The sequence below is a fragment of the Flavobacterium sp. 38 genome (genome assembly GCF_057799715.1).
Genome location: NZ_JBYNWZ010000009.1, coordinates 58,912 through 75,248, shown reverse-complemented (window position 1 = coordinate 75,248; position 16,337 = coordinate 58,912). Strand labels below are relative to the sequence as shown.

The 16,337-nt window shown below is 34.7% G+C and carries 15 protein-coding genes; 4 read left to right on the top strand and 11 right to left on the bottom strand.

The features are described 5' to 3' along the window. Window positions 1–188: 188 nt before the first annotated feature. Window positions 189–572 (bottom strand): hypothetical protein, encoded by a 384-nt coding sequence (locus tag AC3E9W_RS18865; RefSeq protein ID WP_488769584.1) that lies wholly within the window; start codon window positions 570–572, stop codon window positions 189–191. Window positions 573–1,395: 823 nt separating this feature from the next. On the opposite strand from AC3E9W_RS18865, the gene AC3E9W_RS18860 reads away from it, so the two are divergent. Further along, window positions 1,396–1,629 carry a hypothetical protein gene (locus tag AC3E9W_RS18860; RefSeq protein WP_488769583.1) on the top strand — a complete coding sequence of 78 codons (234 nt, stop codon included), beginning with the start codon at window positions 1,396–1,398 and terminating at the stop codon, window positions 1,627–1,629. Between the two features lie 73 nt (window positions 1,630–1,702). On the opposite strand, the gene AC3E9W_RS18855 is transcribed toward AC3E9W_RS18860, so the two are convergent. The 7 genes from AC3E9W_RS18855 to AC3E9W_RS18825 all read right to left on the bottom strand — a co-directional run bounded on the left by AC3E9W_RS18855 (window position 1,703) and on the right by AC3E9W_RS18825 (window position 10,244). Continuing rightward, window positions 1,703–2,122, bottom strand: coding sequence for a hypothetical protein (locus tag AC3E9W_RS18855; protein WP_488769582.1), 420 nt, complete (start codon window positions 2,120–2,122; stop codon window positions 1,703–1,705). 77 nt (window positions 2,123–2,199) lie between these two features. Further along, window positions 2,200–2,367, bottom strand: coding sequence for a hypothetical protein (locus AC3E9W_RS18850; RefSeq protein WP_488769581.1), 168 nt, complete (start codon window positions 2,365–2,367; stop codon window positions 2,200–2,202). A 152-nt stretch (window positions 2,368–2,519) separates the two neighbouring features. After that, a complete protein-coding gene (locus tag AC3E9W_RS18845) occupies window positions 2,520–2,909 on the bottom strand; it encodes a hypothetical protein (protein WP_488769580.1) in 390 nt (129 codons plus the stop codon). 152 nt (window positions 2,910–3,061) lie between these two features. Continuing rightward, window positions 3,062–3,982, bottom strand: a complete 921-nt coding sequence (locus AC3E9W_RS18840) for a DUF6602 domain-containing protein (RefSeq protein WP_488769579.1) — start codon at window positions 3,980–3,982, stop codon at window positions 3,062–3,064. Window positions 3,983–4,257: 275 nt separating this feature from the next. After that, window positions 4,258–5,346, bottom strand: coding sequence for an efflux RND transporter periplasmic adaptor subunit (locus tag AC3E9W_RS18835; protein ID WP_488769578.1), 1,089 nt, complete (start codon window positions 5,344–5,346; stop codon window positions 4,258–4,260). A 212-nt stretch (window positions 5,347–5,558) separates the two neighbouring features. Further along, entirely contained in the window at window positions 5,559–8,846 is a 3,288-nt protein-coding gene (locus AC3E9W_RS18830) for an efflux RND transporter permease subunit (protein ID WP_488769577.1), read from the bottom strand. 12 nt (window positions 8,847–8,858) lie between these two features. Then, window positions 8,859–10,244, bottom strand: a complete 1,386-nt coding sequence (locus tag AC3E9W_RS18825; RefSeq protein ID WP_488769576.1) for a TolC family protein — start codon at window positions 10,242–10,244, stop codon at window positions 8,859–8,861. A 174-nt stretch (window positions 10,245–10,418) separates the two neighbouring features. Here AC3E9W_RS18825 and AC3E9W_RS18820 point away from each other — a divergent pair, with 174 nt between their 5' ends. The 3 genes from AC3E9W_RS18820 to AC3E9W_RS18810 all read left to right on the top strand — a co-directional run bounded on the left by AC3E9W_RS18820 (window position 10,419) and on the right by AC3E9W_RS18810 (window position 12,797). Next, on the top strand, window positions 10,419–11,456 hold the full coding sequence (locus AC3E9W_RS18820) for a sensor histidine kinase (protein WP_456895312.1): 1,038 nt from the start codon (window positions 10,419–10,421) through the stop codon (window positions 11,454–11,456). Next, window positions 11,453–12,154, top strand: a complete 702-nt coding sequence (locus tag AC3E9W_RS18815; protein ID WP_306159422.1) for a LytR/AlgR family response regulator transcription factor — start codon at window positions 11,453–11,455, stop codon at window positions 12,152–12,154. Before AC3E9W_RS18820 ends, AC3E9W_RS18815 begins: the two co-directional genes overlap by 4 nt. Before the next feature lie 169 nt (window positions 12,155–12,323). Next, window positions 12,324–12,797, top strand: coding sequence for a hypothetical protein (locus tag AC3E9W_RS18810; RefSeq protein ID WP_488769575.1), 474 nt, complete (start codon window positions 12,324–12,326; stop codon window positions 12,795–12,797). 241 nt (window positions 12,798–13,038) lie between these two features. On the opposite strand, the gene AC3E9W_RS18805 is transcribed toward AC3E9W_RS18810, so the two are convergent. The 3 genes from AC3E9W_RS18805 to AC3E9W_RS18795 form a co-directional block, all read right to left on the bottom strand. Further along, a complete protein-coding gene (locus AC3E9W_RS18805) occupies window positions 13,039–13,803 on the bottom strand; it encodes an SDR family NAD(P)-dependent oxidoreductase (protein ID WP_488769574.1) in 765 nt (254 codons plus the stop codon). Window positions 13,804–14,063: 260 nt separating this feature from the next. After that, window positions 14,064–14,789: an SDR family oxidoreductase gene (locus AC3E9W_RS18800; protein ID WP_488769573.1), complete on the bottom strand. Its 726-nt coding sequence runs from the start codon at window positions 14,787–14,789 to the stop codon at window positions 14,064–14,066. A gap of 450 nt (window positions 14,790–15,239) precedes the next feature. After that, window positions 15,240–16,163, bottom strand: coding sequence for a helix-turn-helix domain-containing protein (locus AC3E9W_RS18795; RefSeq protein ID WP_488769572.1), 924 nt, complete (start codon window positions 16,161–16,163; stop codon window positions 15,240–15,242). Window positions 16,164–16,337 lie beyond the last annotated feature (174 nt).

Sequence of the window (16,337 nt, the reverse complement as noted above, 5' to 3'; positions counted from 1 at the left end):
CGACAAAGATTGGCGATAATTGGAACGGAGTTTCTTGTGTGATTTCTCCTTTCAGTCGAAATGACAAAAAACTTTCTGATAGCGCGGATTTGCAATCCGTGTCCACAAAAGATTGGCTTCGCTGTAATTTTTACTTTTAATATTAGATTATCGTTGCGAAAAAGATCTGCGCTGTCGATTTTTCTTTCTTATTTCTTTGAATTATAATTTATAAATAAACATTTAAAATTATCTTTTAATGCCATAAGATGAATTGTATCTTTTTCGTATTTTAAAATTTTATATCGAGAATCGCATAATTCTAGAATGCTATCATTTTTAGAATATTTCCAAAAGCAATCTTTATATTGTCCGTCCAATAAAATAAGTTTCTGATTATTTGTTACAGATCGATTTTCAAAATCTCCATTTGTATAAAATTTCATGTACCAATTTATAATACCCTTTTTATCATATTTATTATTGCTTATATAACACCATTTTTTGTCTGGATTAGAAAGTAAATTTTCGAATTCACTTTTCTCGCATGATGAAAAAGTAATAATGGAAAGAAAGAAGATTTTTTTAATCATAATGTTTAAAATGCTTATTAAATTACAATTTATAAAAATTATTTAGTTAAAGCGAAAATAGTAATTCTGATATTGATTCCGTTCGATAGCGCGGATTTGCAATCCGTGCCCACAAAGATTGGCTTGGCTTGGATTTTTTTACTTTTAATATTTACTTATCGTTACGGGCACGGATTGCAAATCCGCGCTATCGTTTCGAAGAAGATCTGAGCGATAGGTTCTTTTTAATTTTGGGATTCATTAACCCGGGATTAAAATCCCGGGCTACAAAATAAATCATTCCTAACGGAATTTCAACAAGAGCCATAGGCTCGATTAATTTTGTAGCGATGGATTTTAATCCGTCGAAACGTGTTGGAAGGACACATGTTACCAGAATATTTCAGTAGTTAAAAATTCCGGAGGAATGAAATATTTATAGATTTATAATACGTATCGTACAAAAGCTCCAGCGTAGCGACATATCGTAAATAAGATTTCACCCCGCTGGGGCTCTTTTGAAATGGACTGAATTGTTTTCTATACCTATTTTGTCCCCGCTGGGACTTTCTTAAATACAAAACATACCATTTTAAATCACAATTTCTAATCACGATTTTATACATTTGGTATATTATAAAGCCAAGAAATATAGAAACAATATTGTAAGAAAATATTTATTTTTAAATGTATTTTTCTTACGTTTGTAGTTCTTAAATCTTCACATTAAGAACGCATTAAAATTTGCCCTTGTGCTATGTAGTAAAGCTCCGAAAGGACTTTGACGCCGTGAAGAAGCGTAAGACTGCTAAGGCGCGAGGGTTTTTCTTAAATTCTTCACTTTATGAAAACAAACACCCTTTCCAGAGAAGCCGAAACAAGGCTGATTGATTTTTTTAACCATATTATCGATCCCGAAGATATGGCTAAAATATTAAGACAAGTAAACTGCATTTTAGCGCTCGGCGTCTCAGGCCAACACGAAACCCTCCAAATCGGACTAGCAAATTTTGAAGACAATTATTATTGGCTCAATGAATTGGCGGAGATTTTGAATCCTTATTTGAGTGAAGAGTAAAAGTTGTGAAATGGAAAAACCTCGATTTTTTGGGATCGAGGTTTTAGCTATTGTCGAGATACCGACTATCGAGTTATTCTGTAGCCATTGAATCTACACTTACAGCCATAGTATCAACTGCTTCTGAACTATTTTCATAGCTGTTTATTTCATCATTATTAAATGCTTTATTTACTTTTTCAGAAAGAAAAACATTTCCAAATAGACCGTATCCAATATTTTTGCTTTTGCCTTGCCAAGTAATTTTAGTAATTGAAAATAGTACATAATTGTCACGAGTTACAGAATTCTCAATTAATTTTTCTGCCAATGAACTTCCAAACAAAATTCCTAATTTTTCCATATCAGAACCATTTTCTGAGATAGAATTCTGAACAACTTGATTTATTACTGATTTTACAGCTTGTTTATGTTCTTCACTACTTGGATTGGTTAAAACTGCTGCCAAAATGATAACAGCAAAAACTATAAGTATAATATTCGATTTTTTCATGTATTTTTATTTGATCGTTATTTTTCTAATAAATAAGACTTCCATTTCTGGAAGTCTTAAAAACAAACAATATACTTTTAAGCATATCGAATTAACTTCCACGTTACAGCTTTGTTGTTGTAAGGAGGAAATTGATTACCTCTAGCTAGAGGTATAGTTGTTGATGGAGAAGACTGTGCCTCCCAAACTCCTGATTCAGGACATGTTTCACCAGTCTTCCTGGTTGTTCCTAATGGTAATGCCATAATTTAAATAATTAAGGTTAATAATAGGTAAACTTAAAACCAACCATCATCTAATTATTACGGAAAACCTTCTTTTGATTATTTTTATAAGTTATTTAATTTTTAATGAATTCTTTTTCACTTAAAAATTTCATAACTAACAGTCATAACTTTTAATTTATTGGTAGAAGAAGTCTGTCTTTGGCTTCAGCTGACCATTGAACTTGCCATACGCGTCCATCAATTTGGTCAAGCAAAATGAAATTATATACGTTCGTTGTCGGATAAAGAAAAAATCTTCCATTTTTTTCTTCTTCTTTTGTAACTCTAGTTAATAAGGATAAAGGGGTTTCAAATTCATTACCTTTAGTAGACCACTGAACTTGCCACATTTGTCCATTTTTTGTGTTCAGTTTAATAAATGTATACAAGTTTTTTGTAGAGAATAACCTATACTCAACATTACTATCTGTAGAAATATTTTGACTTGGTGTGTCAGATGTAGTTTGGGCAAAAACAGAAATTGCCGTTAAAAAAATCATTGATACAAAAAAAAATCTCATAATCTTGATGTTTTTAAATTTTTCCAATTGTCACCTTATGATGATCGCTCATTTAGTGAGGTTTGGGACTAAACTAAACTCATTCTTTTAATTTACAATATAGTTTGACACAAATCATTTTTTCATTAAATCTATTGCCCAGATTTCTTGTATTAGTGTTGGTTTCCGTTTTTATTTTTTGTTTTTTCCAGAAATTCTTTTACTTTTTCTAAAGATTCTTTTGTTTTTGTTAGATCTAACAAAATTGGATAAAAAGTCTTTCTAAATTTTATGTCGATTTTTCTTAAATAATCAGTAATTATAAATTTACTGAGCATCATAGTTGGAGGAGTTAGACCTAAGAAAAGAACTAAGAATAATGCTAATGTTTCTTCCCTACTATTGGTTTCAAAATGAGTAAATACATATTCTCCATAGATTGCTTTTACTTCATCAGGGAACCCTTTTGAAATTGAGTTAGAAGAAAAATCTGGTGTATACATTATTATTCCATTATCAAGACTAACAATTAAATCAGGGAGTTCATCACTTTTGTATTCACCATTTTCAACTTTTTTTCTTATAAATTCAATTGTTTTTTTGGGATCAGCAGATTTATGGCTAAAAATAATAGATGGAATCTTTTTATAATAATCAGATTTTTTTGGTTTATTAGTCAATTCACTTAAATCCAAGATGTCAGTTTCTCGCGATAAATTTTTAACGGATTGAATTTGAGATAAACCTCTATTAAATTCGCCTTTATCTGTTAATACTGTTATATCGGGCTTTACCTCAATAGCCGCATAAACCCCTTCAGCAAGTATAACTTCACGTACTGGAGTATTAAGCGCCGGATGATTTGGAGCCAGAACAACACAATCTATATTATTTGATTGGCTATCTAATGAATAAATGATTCCTTTCTTTACTCTGTAATCGGATGGTAAATATCTTTCAATAAATTGGCTAACTGTTAGTTCTTTAGAATCGCCTGTATTGGTTCGATCTTTTTTAAAAACATCAATAGTCGAAGCTTCAACTATTTCAATTGCACGAAGATTTTCTAAAATTGTTCCAAAGACTGCGTTCATAATTACTCGTATTTAGATGGTAACTAAATTATATACTCGCTAAAAAGCAGCAAAAATTTATGCAAATTTGTTTGTATTAACGAATCTTTATTTAATATTATTCTTTTTCAAAAATACCAATTTGTTAGTCTAAATAACTGCGTATTTTTACCTGTTTAATAAGCAAAAAAAACAGTCCCTCCAAAAAGAGGAACTGTCCTTAGGCAAATTTTTAGATTTGCATTCTAACGAATGCGTACAGTTAATGGTAATCTACTAAAAAGGCTAAACGCAGGTTATTCGTTTATATGATCTCCTTCTTTAGTTTCTTCGCTGGCAATTTTTACCAATTTATCATTTGGGGTTAAATCGCCAAATATTTCAACTTTATCGTCGATTTCTCTTCCCTTTTTAACGTCAATTCTGGTGGCTTTGTGGTTGACTACTTTTACCACATACAGCCCTTCTGCAGAACTTACTAAAGCCGTTTTCGGGATTACGTATGTGCTGTCTTTCGCGTTAAGCGGTAATAAAACTTCGGCAACCATTCCAGTAAGTAAATTTCCTTTGGTGTTGTGAACGTCCATTTCGACTCTTTCAGAACGTAGTTTTAAATCTAATGCGCCAGACATTCTGGTGATTTTTGCAGTGAAAGTTTCCGGTAACGACTTTACGTTAAAACTCATTTCGTCGCCCGGATGCAGATATCCTGTGTACAACTCCGGAACCGAAACCGCCAAACGTAATTTACTCTGCTCCTGAATCGTCAATAAAGGCAAATCAGATCCTTTTCCTGCCGGCCCAACAAATGTTCCTAAATTGACATTTCTTGCCGCTACAACTCCGTCAAATGGCGCACGAATTTCAAGATAACCTCTCATAATCGAGATTTCTTTGTGTGCTGCAATTGCGGCCTGATATTGTGCGTAATCCGAATTCTTTTTACCGCTTGCCATTTCTAAATCGTTTTTAGAAATTGTTCCTTCCACTTTGCTTGTTTCGTACAAACGGTTGTACGTGCTTTTGCTGGTTGCGTAAATCGCTTCCATCGATTTTAATCTCGATTCGGCAGCAGCCAATTGCGAACTAATTTCTGGTGCTTCCAAAACAATTAAAAGCTGTCCTTTTTTTACTTTAGAACCAATATCAACTTTTAAGGTTTTTACGAAACTGCTCACTTTTGCATACAAATCAACTTGTTGAAAACCTGTTAATTCTGCTGGCAAACGCAATTCTGTAGTCAGTTTTTCTTTCGCTAAAAGGAAAGTTTCAACTTTAGGTTCGATTTCTGGTTTCGCAGTTTCTTCTTTTTTCTTTTCGCAACCGCTTAATACAACTAATGCTGTAAATAATAATGCAGATGATTTTATAATGTTACTTTTCATTTTTTGGTTTTATATAATGAATATGTTTTAATCTGTTGGGTGTAATTTTTAACACATAGAAACATAGTTTTTCTTTGCGTATAGAAGGCGTTTCACTAATCTAAGTGCACATAGTTTGGCTATGTGTGAAAACTAGTTTTTTCTTTTACCTCTTTTTATTTAAAACTCAAATCTATGTTTCTATGTGTTTAAAAAAATATATACTCAACAGGTTACTTTCCAACTTTCGACTTACTTATTGATGAAATATAATGGACGCTTTCTGGATCTTCAGGATCTAGAGAAACAGATTGTGTCGATGTTTTTTCTTGTGCCCACGCAAAGATCTGCGGAAGGATTAATAATACGGCAAATGTAGAAAATAATAATCCGCCGATTACTGCTCTTCCTAATGGAGAAACCTGATCGCCTCCTTCGCCGTGTCCAATCGCCATTGGCAACATTCCCGCAATCATCGCAACCGAAGTCATGATAATCGGACGAAGACGCAGCGCTGCCGCTTCACGAGCCGATTCTAAGGCGTTTCCGTTTATTTTGCGCAATTGTTCTGCATTCGTAACTAAAAGAACGGCATTGGCAATAGAAACTCCGACCGACATAATGATTCCCATATACGATTGTAAATTAAGCGTAGAACCTGTAAGTGTCAGCATTAATAAAGATCCTAAAACTACGGCAGGAACTGTCGTTAAGATTACTAATGAAACTTTGAACGACTGGAAATTAGCAGCCAACATTAAGAAGATTACAAAAACGGCAACCAATAATCCTGTTTGTAAACTGCTTAATGTTTCGGTCAATACAGTACTTAGTCCAATTGGCGTAATAAACAAACCACGAGGCAATTCGCCCAATGAACTAATTGTTGACGACACATCTTTTGATGCCGTACCTAAATCGGTTTGGTAGATGTTGGCCGTAACGGTAATGTATGGCATGGCTCCTAAATTGTCGTTTTCACCGCTTACAAAGCCGGGTGTAATTTTGGCAACGTCACTTAAAACCGGACGAAGCGAATTCTTTAAAACCGGAATTTCTCCGATATCGGTTTTGCTTTTCATTTTGTTCAACGGAACCTGAACTTGAACTGCGTATGATAATCCTGCTCTTTCATCAACCCAGTTGTTTTTTTCGGTGTAACGAGAAGAAGAAGTTGATGCTACCAACGAACGTGAAATGTCGTTCATATCCACTCCTAATTCTGCCGCACGAGTTCTGTCAATATCAATATTCATTGCTGGATAATGAATTGGCTGTCCAATTTGTACGTCTCTGAAATATGAAATCGCTTTTAGTTTGTCTACAATTTGAGTCGCGTATAATTCGTTTCGCTTTTTGTCTTTTCCTGCAATTCGAATTTCGATTGGAGTAGGAGAACCTTGACTCAACACTTTGTCGGTTAATTCGATTGGCTCGAAAGAAAGTTTAGTATCTGGTAAAACCTTTTTCAAACGCGCTCTAAACTCGTCTTTAAAATCATCCATATCTTCATGGTAATCTTTTAAACTTACTTGAAAAACCGCTTCGTGAGAACCCGCCATGAATAAATAAATCGGGTTAATCGAGAATAGAGAAGGGTGCTGACCCACATATACAGAAGTAATTCCGATATGCTCTTTTCCGACCATTTTTTCTAATTCTTTTAAAACAACTCTAGCTTGTTCTTCGGTTCTTTCCAAACGCGTTCCGTCAACGGCGCGCATTCTTAACTGAAACTGACTTGAATTGGTTCTCGGGAAAACGTCTTTTCCGATAAAAGTCAAGAATACTATTGCTAGAACAGTTGCCACAACTAAATACGTAATACTCGTTATTTTTTTATGAACAAACAATCGGTCTAAAGTGCGCATAAAACGGTTTCTGAATTTTTCGAAACCACTCACTTTTCCGTCGTTGTTAAAATCTTCCCTTTCGACCATTTCCTTTTTCTGTGCAATTAAATCTTGCTCAGATTCTGGAGTTAATCCGCAGGCATTAAATTCTGCTTCGTCGTCGGTAATATTTGATTCGTGTGCGTGTTTTGTGTGCGCTTTCATCATCCAGTTGGCCATTACAGGAACAAAAGTCTGAGAAAGTAAAAACGAAATCACCATTGAGAATCCAATCGCTAAAGCCAAAGGCAAGAATAATGCTCCCGGAATTCCGACCATGGTAAAGGCTGGTGCAAATACCGCCAGAATACAAAGTAAGATCAATAATTTAGGCAACGCAATTTCCTGACAGGCATCCCAAATGGCGAGCGCCTTGGGTTTTCCCATGTCGAGATGCTGGTGAATATTTTCAATCGTTACGGTACTTTCATCCACCAAAATACCAATCGCCAATGCCAAACCTGATAATGACATTAAATTGATCGTCTGCCCGAATAATTTCAGGAATAAAACTCCCGAAATAACCGAAATCGGAATCGTCATAATTACGATTAACGCTGCACGTCTATCGCCAAGGAATAATAAAACCATTAATCCCGTAAGAACCGCACCGATAATTCCCTCTGTAATCAAACTTTTTACCGAATTGATTACATAAACAGATTGGTCAAATTCGTACGTAATATTTACATCTTCTGGAAGTGTACTTTGAATTTTAGGCAATTCTTTTTTCAATTTCTGAACCACATCCCAAGTCGAAGCGTCTCCCGCTTTTGCAATACTAATGTAAACCGAACGTTTTCCGTTTACCAAAGCATAACCCGCTGTGATATCGGCACCGTCTTTTACCTGGGCAACATCGCCCAGTTTTAAGTTTTGAACACCGCCTTTGAATAACGGAATCTGCTCAAAATCTGCAATTTCTTTAATGGTATTATTGGTTGGCGTAATATAGTTTTTGTCGCCCATACGCACGTTTCCAGAAGGAGCCGTTTGGTTGTTCAAACGAATGGCTTCTACAATCTGGTCTGGCGTCATATTATGAGAACGCAATAAATCTGGATCTACGTTAACCTCAATTGTTCTTGGGCTTCCGCCGAAGGGAGCCGGAGACAATAACCCAGGAATTGAAGTAAATGAAGCACGAACATAAACGTTGGCTAAATCCTGCAATTCGTTATTAGATCTGACTTTAGAACTCAAAACCAATTGACCAATCGGCAGAGAAGATGCGTCAAAACGAATGATAAACGGAGGCTGTGTTCCTGGAGGAAAAGCCGCTTGAATCCTGTTCGAAAGCGCACTTAACTCGGCAGCCGCCTGCGCCATGTTGGTTCCTTCATAATAGGTTAATTTCATAATCATTAACCCTTGAATATTTTTGGTTTCTACCGATTTGATACCGTTCGAAAAAGGTAAAACGTTGACGTAGTTTTTGGCAAAATAAGCTTCCATCTGGTCTGGCGTATAACCTCCAAACGGATGCGCGATGTAGATAACCGGCAAATTCATTTTCGGCAAAATATCTACCTTAATGTCTTTGATGGCACCGATTCCGAAGAAAAATAGACCCGCAACCAATACTAAGATCGATATGGGTTTGCGGAGTGCAAAACGTATTAAATTCATTAGGATTTATAATTAAAATTCATTTATAAATAAGTCAAAATTTCCTGTTGCAGCGACTTTCAATAAGTACGACTGCCACACATTATTATTGACAATATCACGATCAATTTCGGCACGGTTTAAAACATACATCGTCTGCGTTAAATCGGTCAAATCGGTTAAACCGTTTTTGTATAAAGTCGATTTCTGGATATACGCTTTTTTTGCAGCATCAACCTGAATTGGCGCTTCGGCGTAGTTTTCCAGCGTGATTCTGATTTTATCTTCAGCAAAATTCAATTGTGATTTCAGTTCACGATCTGCCTGATTGTATTCTTCCTGAATCGCCTGCGAAACAAATTTCTGAGCGCTTACTTGTTTGCTAGAACGGAAAGGCGTGGTTAGATTCCACGTAATTCCAACACCGACTAAATAATTAGAACGATCTGGATTTACACCGTCCCAATAGTTTCTGCTGAAAGCGGTTTGATCTGTTGCGTATGAATTTTCAAATCCTGATGCTCTGGTTTGCAAAACGCCAAAAGCAGTCATCGTTGGGTAATAAAATCTTTTGTACAGTTTCACTTGTTGATTGCTGTAATCAATTCTGGTTTTGTACAATTGCAATAAAGGGTGCAAACTGTCTGTAGTAGCTTCACTTTTAATTAATTCTTTCGGAATCTGCGTTACAAAAAGTGTGTCAGCGACAAAATCCTGTGGCGTAACGCCCATCAAATCAACCAATTTGTTGTTTTGTTCTTTAACAAAATTTCTAGCCAAATTCAAAGCGATTTTAGCTTTAGAAACTTCAGCAGTAGCCAAAGTAGAATCTACTCCAGCCAATAATCCGTTTTTCACTCTCGCGGCTGCAGTCTTTTTGAAAACTTCTGCGCGGGAAAGATTTTTTTGCTGCGAAATCAATAATCTCTGACTTGCTAAAAGATTAAGGTAAGCAGCCGAAATTTTAATTTCCTGTTGGAATTTTTCCTGCTGTAAATCTTTTTCTTTAGCCTGAACATCAATTTTAGAAAGATTGATTTTCTCTTTCGTTTTTCCAAAAGTGAAAAAATCCCAATTCATGTTGACTAAATACAGCGCTCCAAACGCCGAATTCCAGTTTTGTTCAGGAAGAGGTAAACCTGATGAAGCAACTCCTAAACCTCCAAATCCGTAAAGCGGTCCGTTTTGTCCGTTTACGGTTCCGTAATCCTGCTGCGCCGATAAATTTAAGTTGGGCAGATAATCACGACGGGATTGTTTTAGAGTCTCTTTTGATGCATTGGTGTAATTGCTTTTTGCTCGGATAGAACCGTAGTTTTCAAGACCTATCTTTACAGCTTCTTTTAAAGATAGGGTTTGAGCATAACCGATTGAGGCAAAAATCAATAAAAATAAAAAGGTAATTTTTTTGAAATACATAAACTCAAGGTGTGAAATAAAATGTTTTTGATGAAACAAATTTATTTCTCTTATGCTGATAAAAGTCAGGTTAAGTGATGTACTGCACTAGTAAATGACGAATTGAATTTGTCATTTTTTGAAAAAAATAATTAAATATTTGTTCGTACTTTGTAAACTATTTCAAAATTAAGAATGAACAAAAGAATTGATAACATACTGGATAACAAATGGTGGCAGGAGGTTGCCGTTGTCCTTTTCTCCTTTACAATTTATACCTTAAAAAATGATTGGATGTTATTCAGTTCTTTCATTTCTATTTTAATGGGTATATTTTTCTATTGCATTTTGTACATGCACGCCCAATTTAACCGCTTTTTTTTATTGCCCATTTTATTCAAAGCCAATAAACCTTTTACGTATATCATTTTAACGCTTTTTGGAGTTTTTGTCTTTTCGGTCATTTTGTACGAAATTACGATGCTGGATATGTTTGCCAAATGCCATTTGTATCAAAACTCGCATCAGAGAAGTTATGCGTACCAATTGGCGAGTGTTTTAGGAACTTTGGTCTGCATTCTGAGTCCGATTATTGTATTTAAGTTCTATCGTATTCACAGAAAACAAACCGATGCGGCTTTATTGTTCAATCAAATGCAATTGAATTCATTGAAAGGACAATTAAATCCGCATTTTTTATTCAATACTTTTAATACACTTTACGGAATCAGTCTTCAGTTTCCAGACAGAACGCCCGATTTAATTATGAAAGTTTCGCAACTAATGCGCTATCAATTAGAAAGCAACAGCAAACAATGTGTTTCTTTAGAAGACGAATTGGAGTTTATAAACAGTTATGTGCAGCTCGAAAAAGAGCGTGTTGGGTATCGTTGTGATATTACTTTTGAAAGTCAGGTAGACAACGAATACACCTATAAAATTTCTCCCATGCTTTTAATTGCTTTTATCGAAAATGCCTTTAAACATGGAACTTGCGCGATTGAAAGATGTTTTGTGAAAATTACGATTACGGTTGAGAACGGTTTATTGAAATTGCATGTTTCAAATTCGATTCCGAAGAAAAACGATGTGATTTCGACCAAAATAGGCTTAAAAAATACGATCGAACGTTTGAATTTAATTTATGGAAAAGACTATAAATTGAATATTAACGATGACAAACAAACCTACATTGTTGATTTAGAAATTCAGCTAAAAAAGTTTGTAGGATGAAAGAAACCAAAAAATGCATAATAGTAGATGATGAACCCGCAGCGCATTATGTTCTAGCGAATTATATCAAACAGAATCCGCAGTTAGAATTGGTTTTTCAAGGTTATAACGGCATCGAAGCAATGAATTATCTGCGTGAAAATACAGTCGATTTAATGTTTTTGGACATCAATATGCCCGAAATTTCGGGAATGGAATTATTAAAGATTATTCCCAATCATCCAAAAACGATTTTAACAACGGCTTATTCTGAATTTGCTTTAGAAAGTTACGATTACGGCGTAATTGATTATCTGTTGAAACCAATTTATTTCCCGAGATTTTTAAAAGCTATAGATCGCTTTTTTTCTACTGAAAATGGAAAAGCAAAAGAAGAAGAAACCATTGTGAATACCGTAAGCGTAAAGGTTGACGGTTATATTATGGATATAGAACTGGATCAGCTTTTGTTTGCGCAAAGTTTCGGAAATTATGTGAAGCTTCATACTACTAAACGAACTTACTTGGCTTCGATCACGACAACAGAATTTGAAAAATGCCTTCCAGAAAAGAATTTTATGCGCATTCATAAATCGTATATCGTTGCTTTAGATAAAATTGACGCAACCGAAAAGGACTTTGTTGTCATTAAAAATGAAAGAATCCCGATTGGAATTACTTATAAAAGAGAATTGACGGATAGGATTAAAAAAAATTAGTGTTCAGTTGTTAGTCCCGAAATTTCGGGATAGTGTTCAGTTTTAATTAATAGTAAGAAGGCTGAATATTAAAAAACCGACCGTTTACCACTAAAAAATATTTATTTTTCATAATAAAAAAAGTAGTACTTTTAATACGTTACTTAAAGTTCAACTTAAAAGAGAAATTATGAAAAATGCATTTTTGATTTTTACTTTTTTATGCAGTAGTTTTTTAATTGCGCAAGAAGGAACTAACATGAAAAAAGTAATTACACCGCCAGAAAAGGTTCGGTTTACTTTTGAAAAAGAATATCCAGGAAAAGTACCGGTCTGGTCTGAAGAATATGTGGGTGACGATGCAGACGAAGTTAGGTATGAAGCACGATACAATGTAAACGACACCACCAAAGCGGTAGCAATTTATGACAATCTAGGAATCATGAAAGCTTTTGAATTGGAGATCGCTTTTAGAGATCTTCCCGTAAAAGCACAATCCTATTTGAAAAAGAATTACAAAGCGAAAGCGATTCAAGAAATTGCAAAAGTAGTAGACGATAAAAACAAAACAACTTACGAAGTTGGCGTAATAAAAGACACTAAGTTTTATGATGTTGTTTTTGATAAAGACGGCGGTTTTGAAGTCTCAATCGAAAAGAATTAAAGATTTTACTAATTCAAATATTATTTGAAATGACAAACCCGATAAAGTTTTTTAAGCTTATCGGGTTTTGTTTTTTTGTTTCAGGTTTCAAGTTGATATTCTTTGTGTGTTTTTAACCGCAAAGAGCGCAAGTTTTTTAAACTATACGAATAGAAATGCAAGGTTCGCAAAGCTTTATGTGAAAAACTTTGCGAACCTTGCGTAAATCTTTGCGTGCCTTGCGGTTAAACCTGAAACCTCCTTACAACATCATTCCACCAGAAACTTCAATTCTTTGTGCATTTACCCAGCGAGATTCTTCACTGCATAAAAAGGCAACAACACCGCCAATATCGTCTGGCAAACCAACTCTTCCTAAAGCGGTTACAGAAGCGATTTGCTGATTCATTTGCTCGTTATCGCGAACAACTCCGCCTCCAAAATCAGTTTCAATAGCGCCAGGCGCTACAATGTTTACTCTTATTTTTCTAGCGCCCAATTCTTTTGCCTGATATTTTGTCAAGGTTTCCATTGCACCTTTCATAGACGCATAAGCCGCATAACCTGGAAATGAAAATCTCGCTAAACCAGTTGAAATATTTACAATTCCGCCGCCATCATTCATCTCGTTTAAAGCTTTTTGAGTCAAGAAGAACGGACCTTTAAATTGGATGTTAGTTAATAAATCGAAATCGGCCTCTGTAGTTTCGATAAACGATTTGTGAATTCCGATTCCAGCATTATTTACTAAAAAGTCAAATTTGTCTGTTTTGAAAGTGTTTTTTAAAGTTGTTTTCACAGCTTCAAAAAAAGAATCAAAAGTTCCCGAATCCGCTACATTTAATTGTAATGCAGCCGCTTTTTGACCCAAACCTTCAATTTCTGAAACTACTGCATCAGCTTCTTCTTTTTTGCTGTTGTAGGTTATAATTACATCTAATCCTTTGTTTGCAATTGCAATTGCCATGTTTTTTCCTAAACCTCTGCTACCACCTGTAACTAGAGCTATTTTTGTATTTACTGCCATGATGTTTATTGTTTGTTGTTTGTTGTTTGTTGTTTGTTGTTGTCTGTCTGAGTGAAGTCGAAGACTTTACGAGTTTTGCTTGTGAATAATTTTAAACACATAGAAACATAGGTTTTTTGTTTTCGTTAAAAGAGAGCTGAAAGAAAACTAGTTTCTCACACATAGCTGGAAGTGGAATTCTAGACGCTAGCTATGTTTTTTTAAAGAAGTGAAACGCCTTTTATAAATTTCTAAATCTATGTTTCTATGTGTTTAATAAATTAGTTAGAATGTAACGCTTCAAATGATGCTTTTAATTCTGGTACGCTTGCGTTCAATCTCGTTTCGCTGGTTCCGAAAGTAAGCTCTTGTCTGCCTTCTTTTAACTGTCCAAAAATCGACTCAATAAAACTGCTCACGCTTGGGTGAGCGTCGTGAAGACCGATTCCGCCTAAATCGGTGTTTAGTGCTGGTGGAATAATCTCGACTACTTCAATGTTTTTTTCTTTTAATAAATGACGAAGCGAAATCGTAAACGAACGGAAAAATGCTTTTGTAGCCGAATAAACTGGAACTTTTGCAAAAGGTGAAAATGCTAATCCAGAAGTTACATTCATTACAGTTGTAAGTGATTTCAATTGAATGAAAAGCGAAGTTAAATGCAACGGAGCTTCTATGTTTGTTGCTAATTCCGATTTCATACTTTCGTAAAAATCAGCATCGGTTACAGATTTCCAGTTTTGAATTCCAGCGTTGTTTATTAATACATTCAAATCAGGATGATTTTCTTTGATCCATTCGTAAAGTTCAGTTCGTTCTTCCTCTTTAGAAAGATCACATACTTTGGTAATTACATCTGGAAATTTAGCTTTTACTTCCTCTAAAAGAGAAGCTCTTCTTCCACAGATGATTACAGTATTGTTTTCTTTCAGAAATCTTTCGGTAAGTCCAAGTCCGATGCCGCTTGCACCACCGGTTATTAAAATTTTGTTGTTTGATAAATTCATAATTTAAATCTTTTAATTTGATGAGACAAAGGTATAGCCAAAGCAGATTGGAGAGTTTGTAAATATCAAACCGATGTTTGCGAAATTCAAATCAAGTGTGAAATTCCATTTTTTGAAATTCCAAATTCCAAAACCCAAATTCCTCATTTTATGTCTTCCTGAGCGGAGTCGAAGGATACGAACAGTATATACACGATGCGGATGTAGCATGATCCTTCGACTTCGCTCAGGAGGACAAACTATAAAGGAATTACTTTATTTTAAACAGAATCCGAAGGATTCAAATATTTATAGAAGCTGTGTTACCGGGCATAATATGACCCCGAAGGGGTCAAACACAACGAACTAAATAATATGCTATAAACATTTGAATCCTTCGGATTCTCAATTGTATCAAAAAATCTAAAATCTAAAATCTAAAATCAACAATCTAAAATCAACAATCTAAAATCAGCTTCGAAAAGCAATCGGCGTAAACGTTGTTTGTTTTTTAAAGAAATTAGAAAAATGTGCTAATTCTTCAAAACCAAGTGAATAGGCAATCTCAGAGATATTCCAATCCGTTTGTTTTAAAAGGATTTTGGCTTCGTTGGTTAATCTGTTGCTGATTAATTCGGTGGTGGTTTTTCCTGTGTTTTCCTTTAAAACTTTATTTAAATGATTAACATGCACTGATAATCTTTCAGCAAAATCTTTGGCGGTTCTTAATTCTAATCGCTGGTTTGGCGATTCAATCGGAAATTGTCTTTCTAATAATTCGGCAAATAAAGAAGAAACTCTTGCTGCTGAATTGTGCTTAGAATATAATGCTGTTATGGGTTGTAACTTTTGTCCGAAGTGAATTAATTCGGCAACATAATTTCGGATTAAGTCGTACTTATATATATAATCAGAATTGATTTCTTTTTGTATTTTATTGAATATCAATTCTACTTCTGAAACTTCTTCGTCTGAAAGCTGAAAAATTGGATAACCGTCTGAAGCGAAAATAGGCAGTTCGTCCAAGTCGATTCCACTTTTGCTTTTAGAAAGAAATTCACTTGTAAAAACACAAAATTGTCCTCCTTGATTGGTATCCTGCGGAAGGTAATTGTATGGAATTTTGGGAGTTGCAAATAACAATCCCTGTTTTTCTATTTCGATTACTTTATTGGCATATTCTGCTTTATTGTGTCCTCTAATCAAACTTATTTTATAGTAAGCTCTTCTGTCATAAGGCATTCCGGGTTTTCCTTTCATACGCTCTAGAAGTTCTTTTATATCAAAAACATTAAAGTGTCCGATTTCTTTCTGAATGTCATTTGGCAGCAGTGAATTTGGATCTACAGTAGATCCTTCGGTAATGTCTTTGTAAAATGAGTCAAGGGATTTCATAGCATTCGAATTTGCGAAAATCAAATATACGTTTTTTTTAGTTGCTAAGATGCTAAGGTGCTGAGGAGCTAAGTTTTTTTGTTTAACCGCAAAGGGCGCTAAGAATTACGCAAAGGACGCAAGTTTTATTTATATATGAATTAGAAGTGCGCAAAGCTTTGTGCATTTTGCTAG

What these genes read in the sequence shown, in the direction of transcription:
- AC3E9W_RS18805 (WP_488769574.1), bottom strand. Translation starts at nt 13,803, where the DNA reads ATGGCAGTAAATACAAAAATAGCTCTAGTTACAGGTGGTAGCAGAGGT.
- AC3E9W_RS18815 (WP_306159422.1), top strand. Translation starts at nt 11,453, where the DNA reads ATGAAAGAAACCAAAAAATGCATAATAGTAGATGATGAACCCGCAGCG.
- AC3E9W_RS18825 (WP_488769576.1), bottom strand. Translation starts at nt 10,244, where the DNA reads ATGTATTTCAAAAAAATTACCTTTTTATTTTTATTGATTTTTGCCTCA.
- AC3E9W_RS18850 (WP_488769581.1), bottom strand. Translation starts at nt 2,367, where the DNA reads ATGGCATTACCATTAGGAACAACCAGGAAGACTGGTGAAACATGTCCT.
- AC3E9W_RS18860 (WP_488769583.1), top strand. Translation starts at nt 1,396, where the DNA reads ATGAAAACAAACACCCTTTCCAGAGAAGCCGAAACAAGGCTGATTGAT.
- AC3E9W_RS18810 (WP_488769575.1), top strand. Translation starts at nt 12,324, where the DNA reads ATGAAAAATGCATTTTTGATTTTTACTTTTTTATGCAGTAGTTTTTTA.
- AC3E9W_RS18820 (WP_456895312.1), top strand. Translation starts at nt 10,419, where the DNA reads ATGAACAAAAGAATTGATAACATACTGGATAACAAATGGTGGCAGGAG.
- AC3E9W_RS18845 (WP_488769580.1), bottom strand. Translation starts at nt 2,909, where the DNA reads ATGAGATTTTTTTTTGTATCAATGATTTTTTTAACGGCAATTTCTGTT.
- AC3E9W_RS18795 (WP_488769572.1), bottom strand. Translation starts at nt 16,163, where the DNA reads ATGAAATCCCTTGACTCATTTTACAAAGACATTACCGAAGGATCTACT.
- AC3E9W_RS18840 (WP_488769579.1), bottom strand. Translation starts at nt 3,982, where the DNA reads ATGAACGCAGTCTTTGGAACAATTTTAGAAAATCTTCGTGCAATTGAA.
- AC3E9W_RS18835 (WP_488769578.1), bottom strand. Translation starts at nt 5,346, where the DNA reads ATGAAAAGTAACATTATAAAATCATCTGCATTATTATTTACAGCATTA.
- AC3E9W_RS18855 (WP_488769582.1), bottom strand. Translation starts at nt 2,122, where the DNA reads ATGAAAAAATCGAATATTATACTTATAGTTTTTGCTGTTATCATTTTG.
- AC3E9W_RS18865 (WP_488769584.1), bottom strand. Translation starts at nt 572, where the DNA reads ATGATTAAAAAAATCTTCTTTCTTTCCATTATTACTTTTTCATCATGC.
- AC3E9W_RS18800 (WP_488769573.1), bottom strand. Translation starts at nt 14,789, where the DNA reads ATGAATTTATCAAACAACAAAATTTTAATAACCGGTGGTGCAAGCGGC.
- AC3E9W_RS18830 (WP_488769577.1), bottom strand. Translation starts at nt 8,846, where the DNA reads ATGAATTTAATACGTTTTGCACTCCGCAAACCCATATCGATCTTAGTA.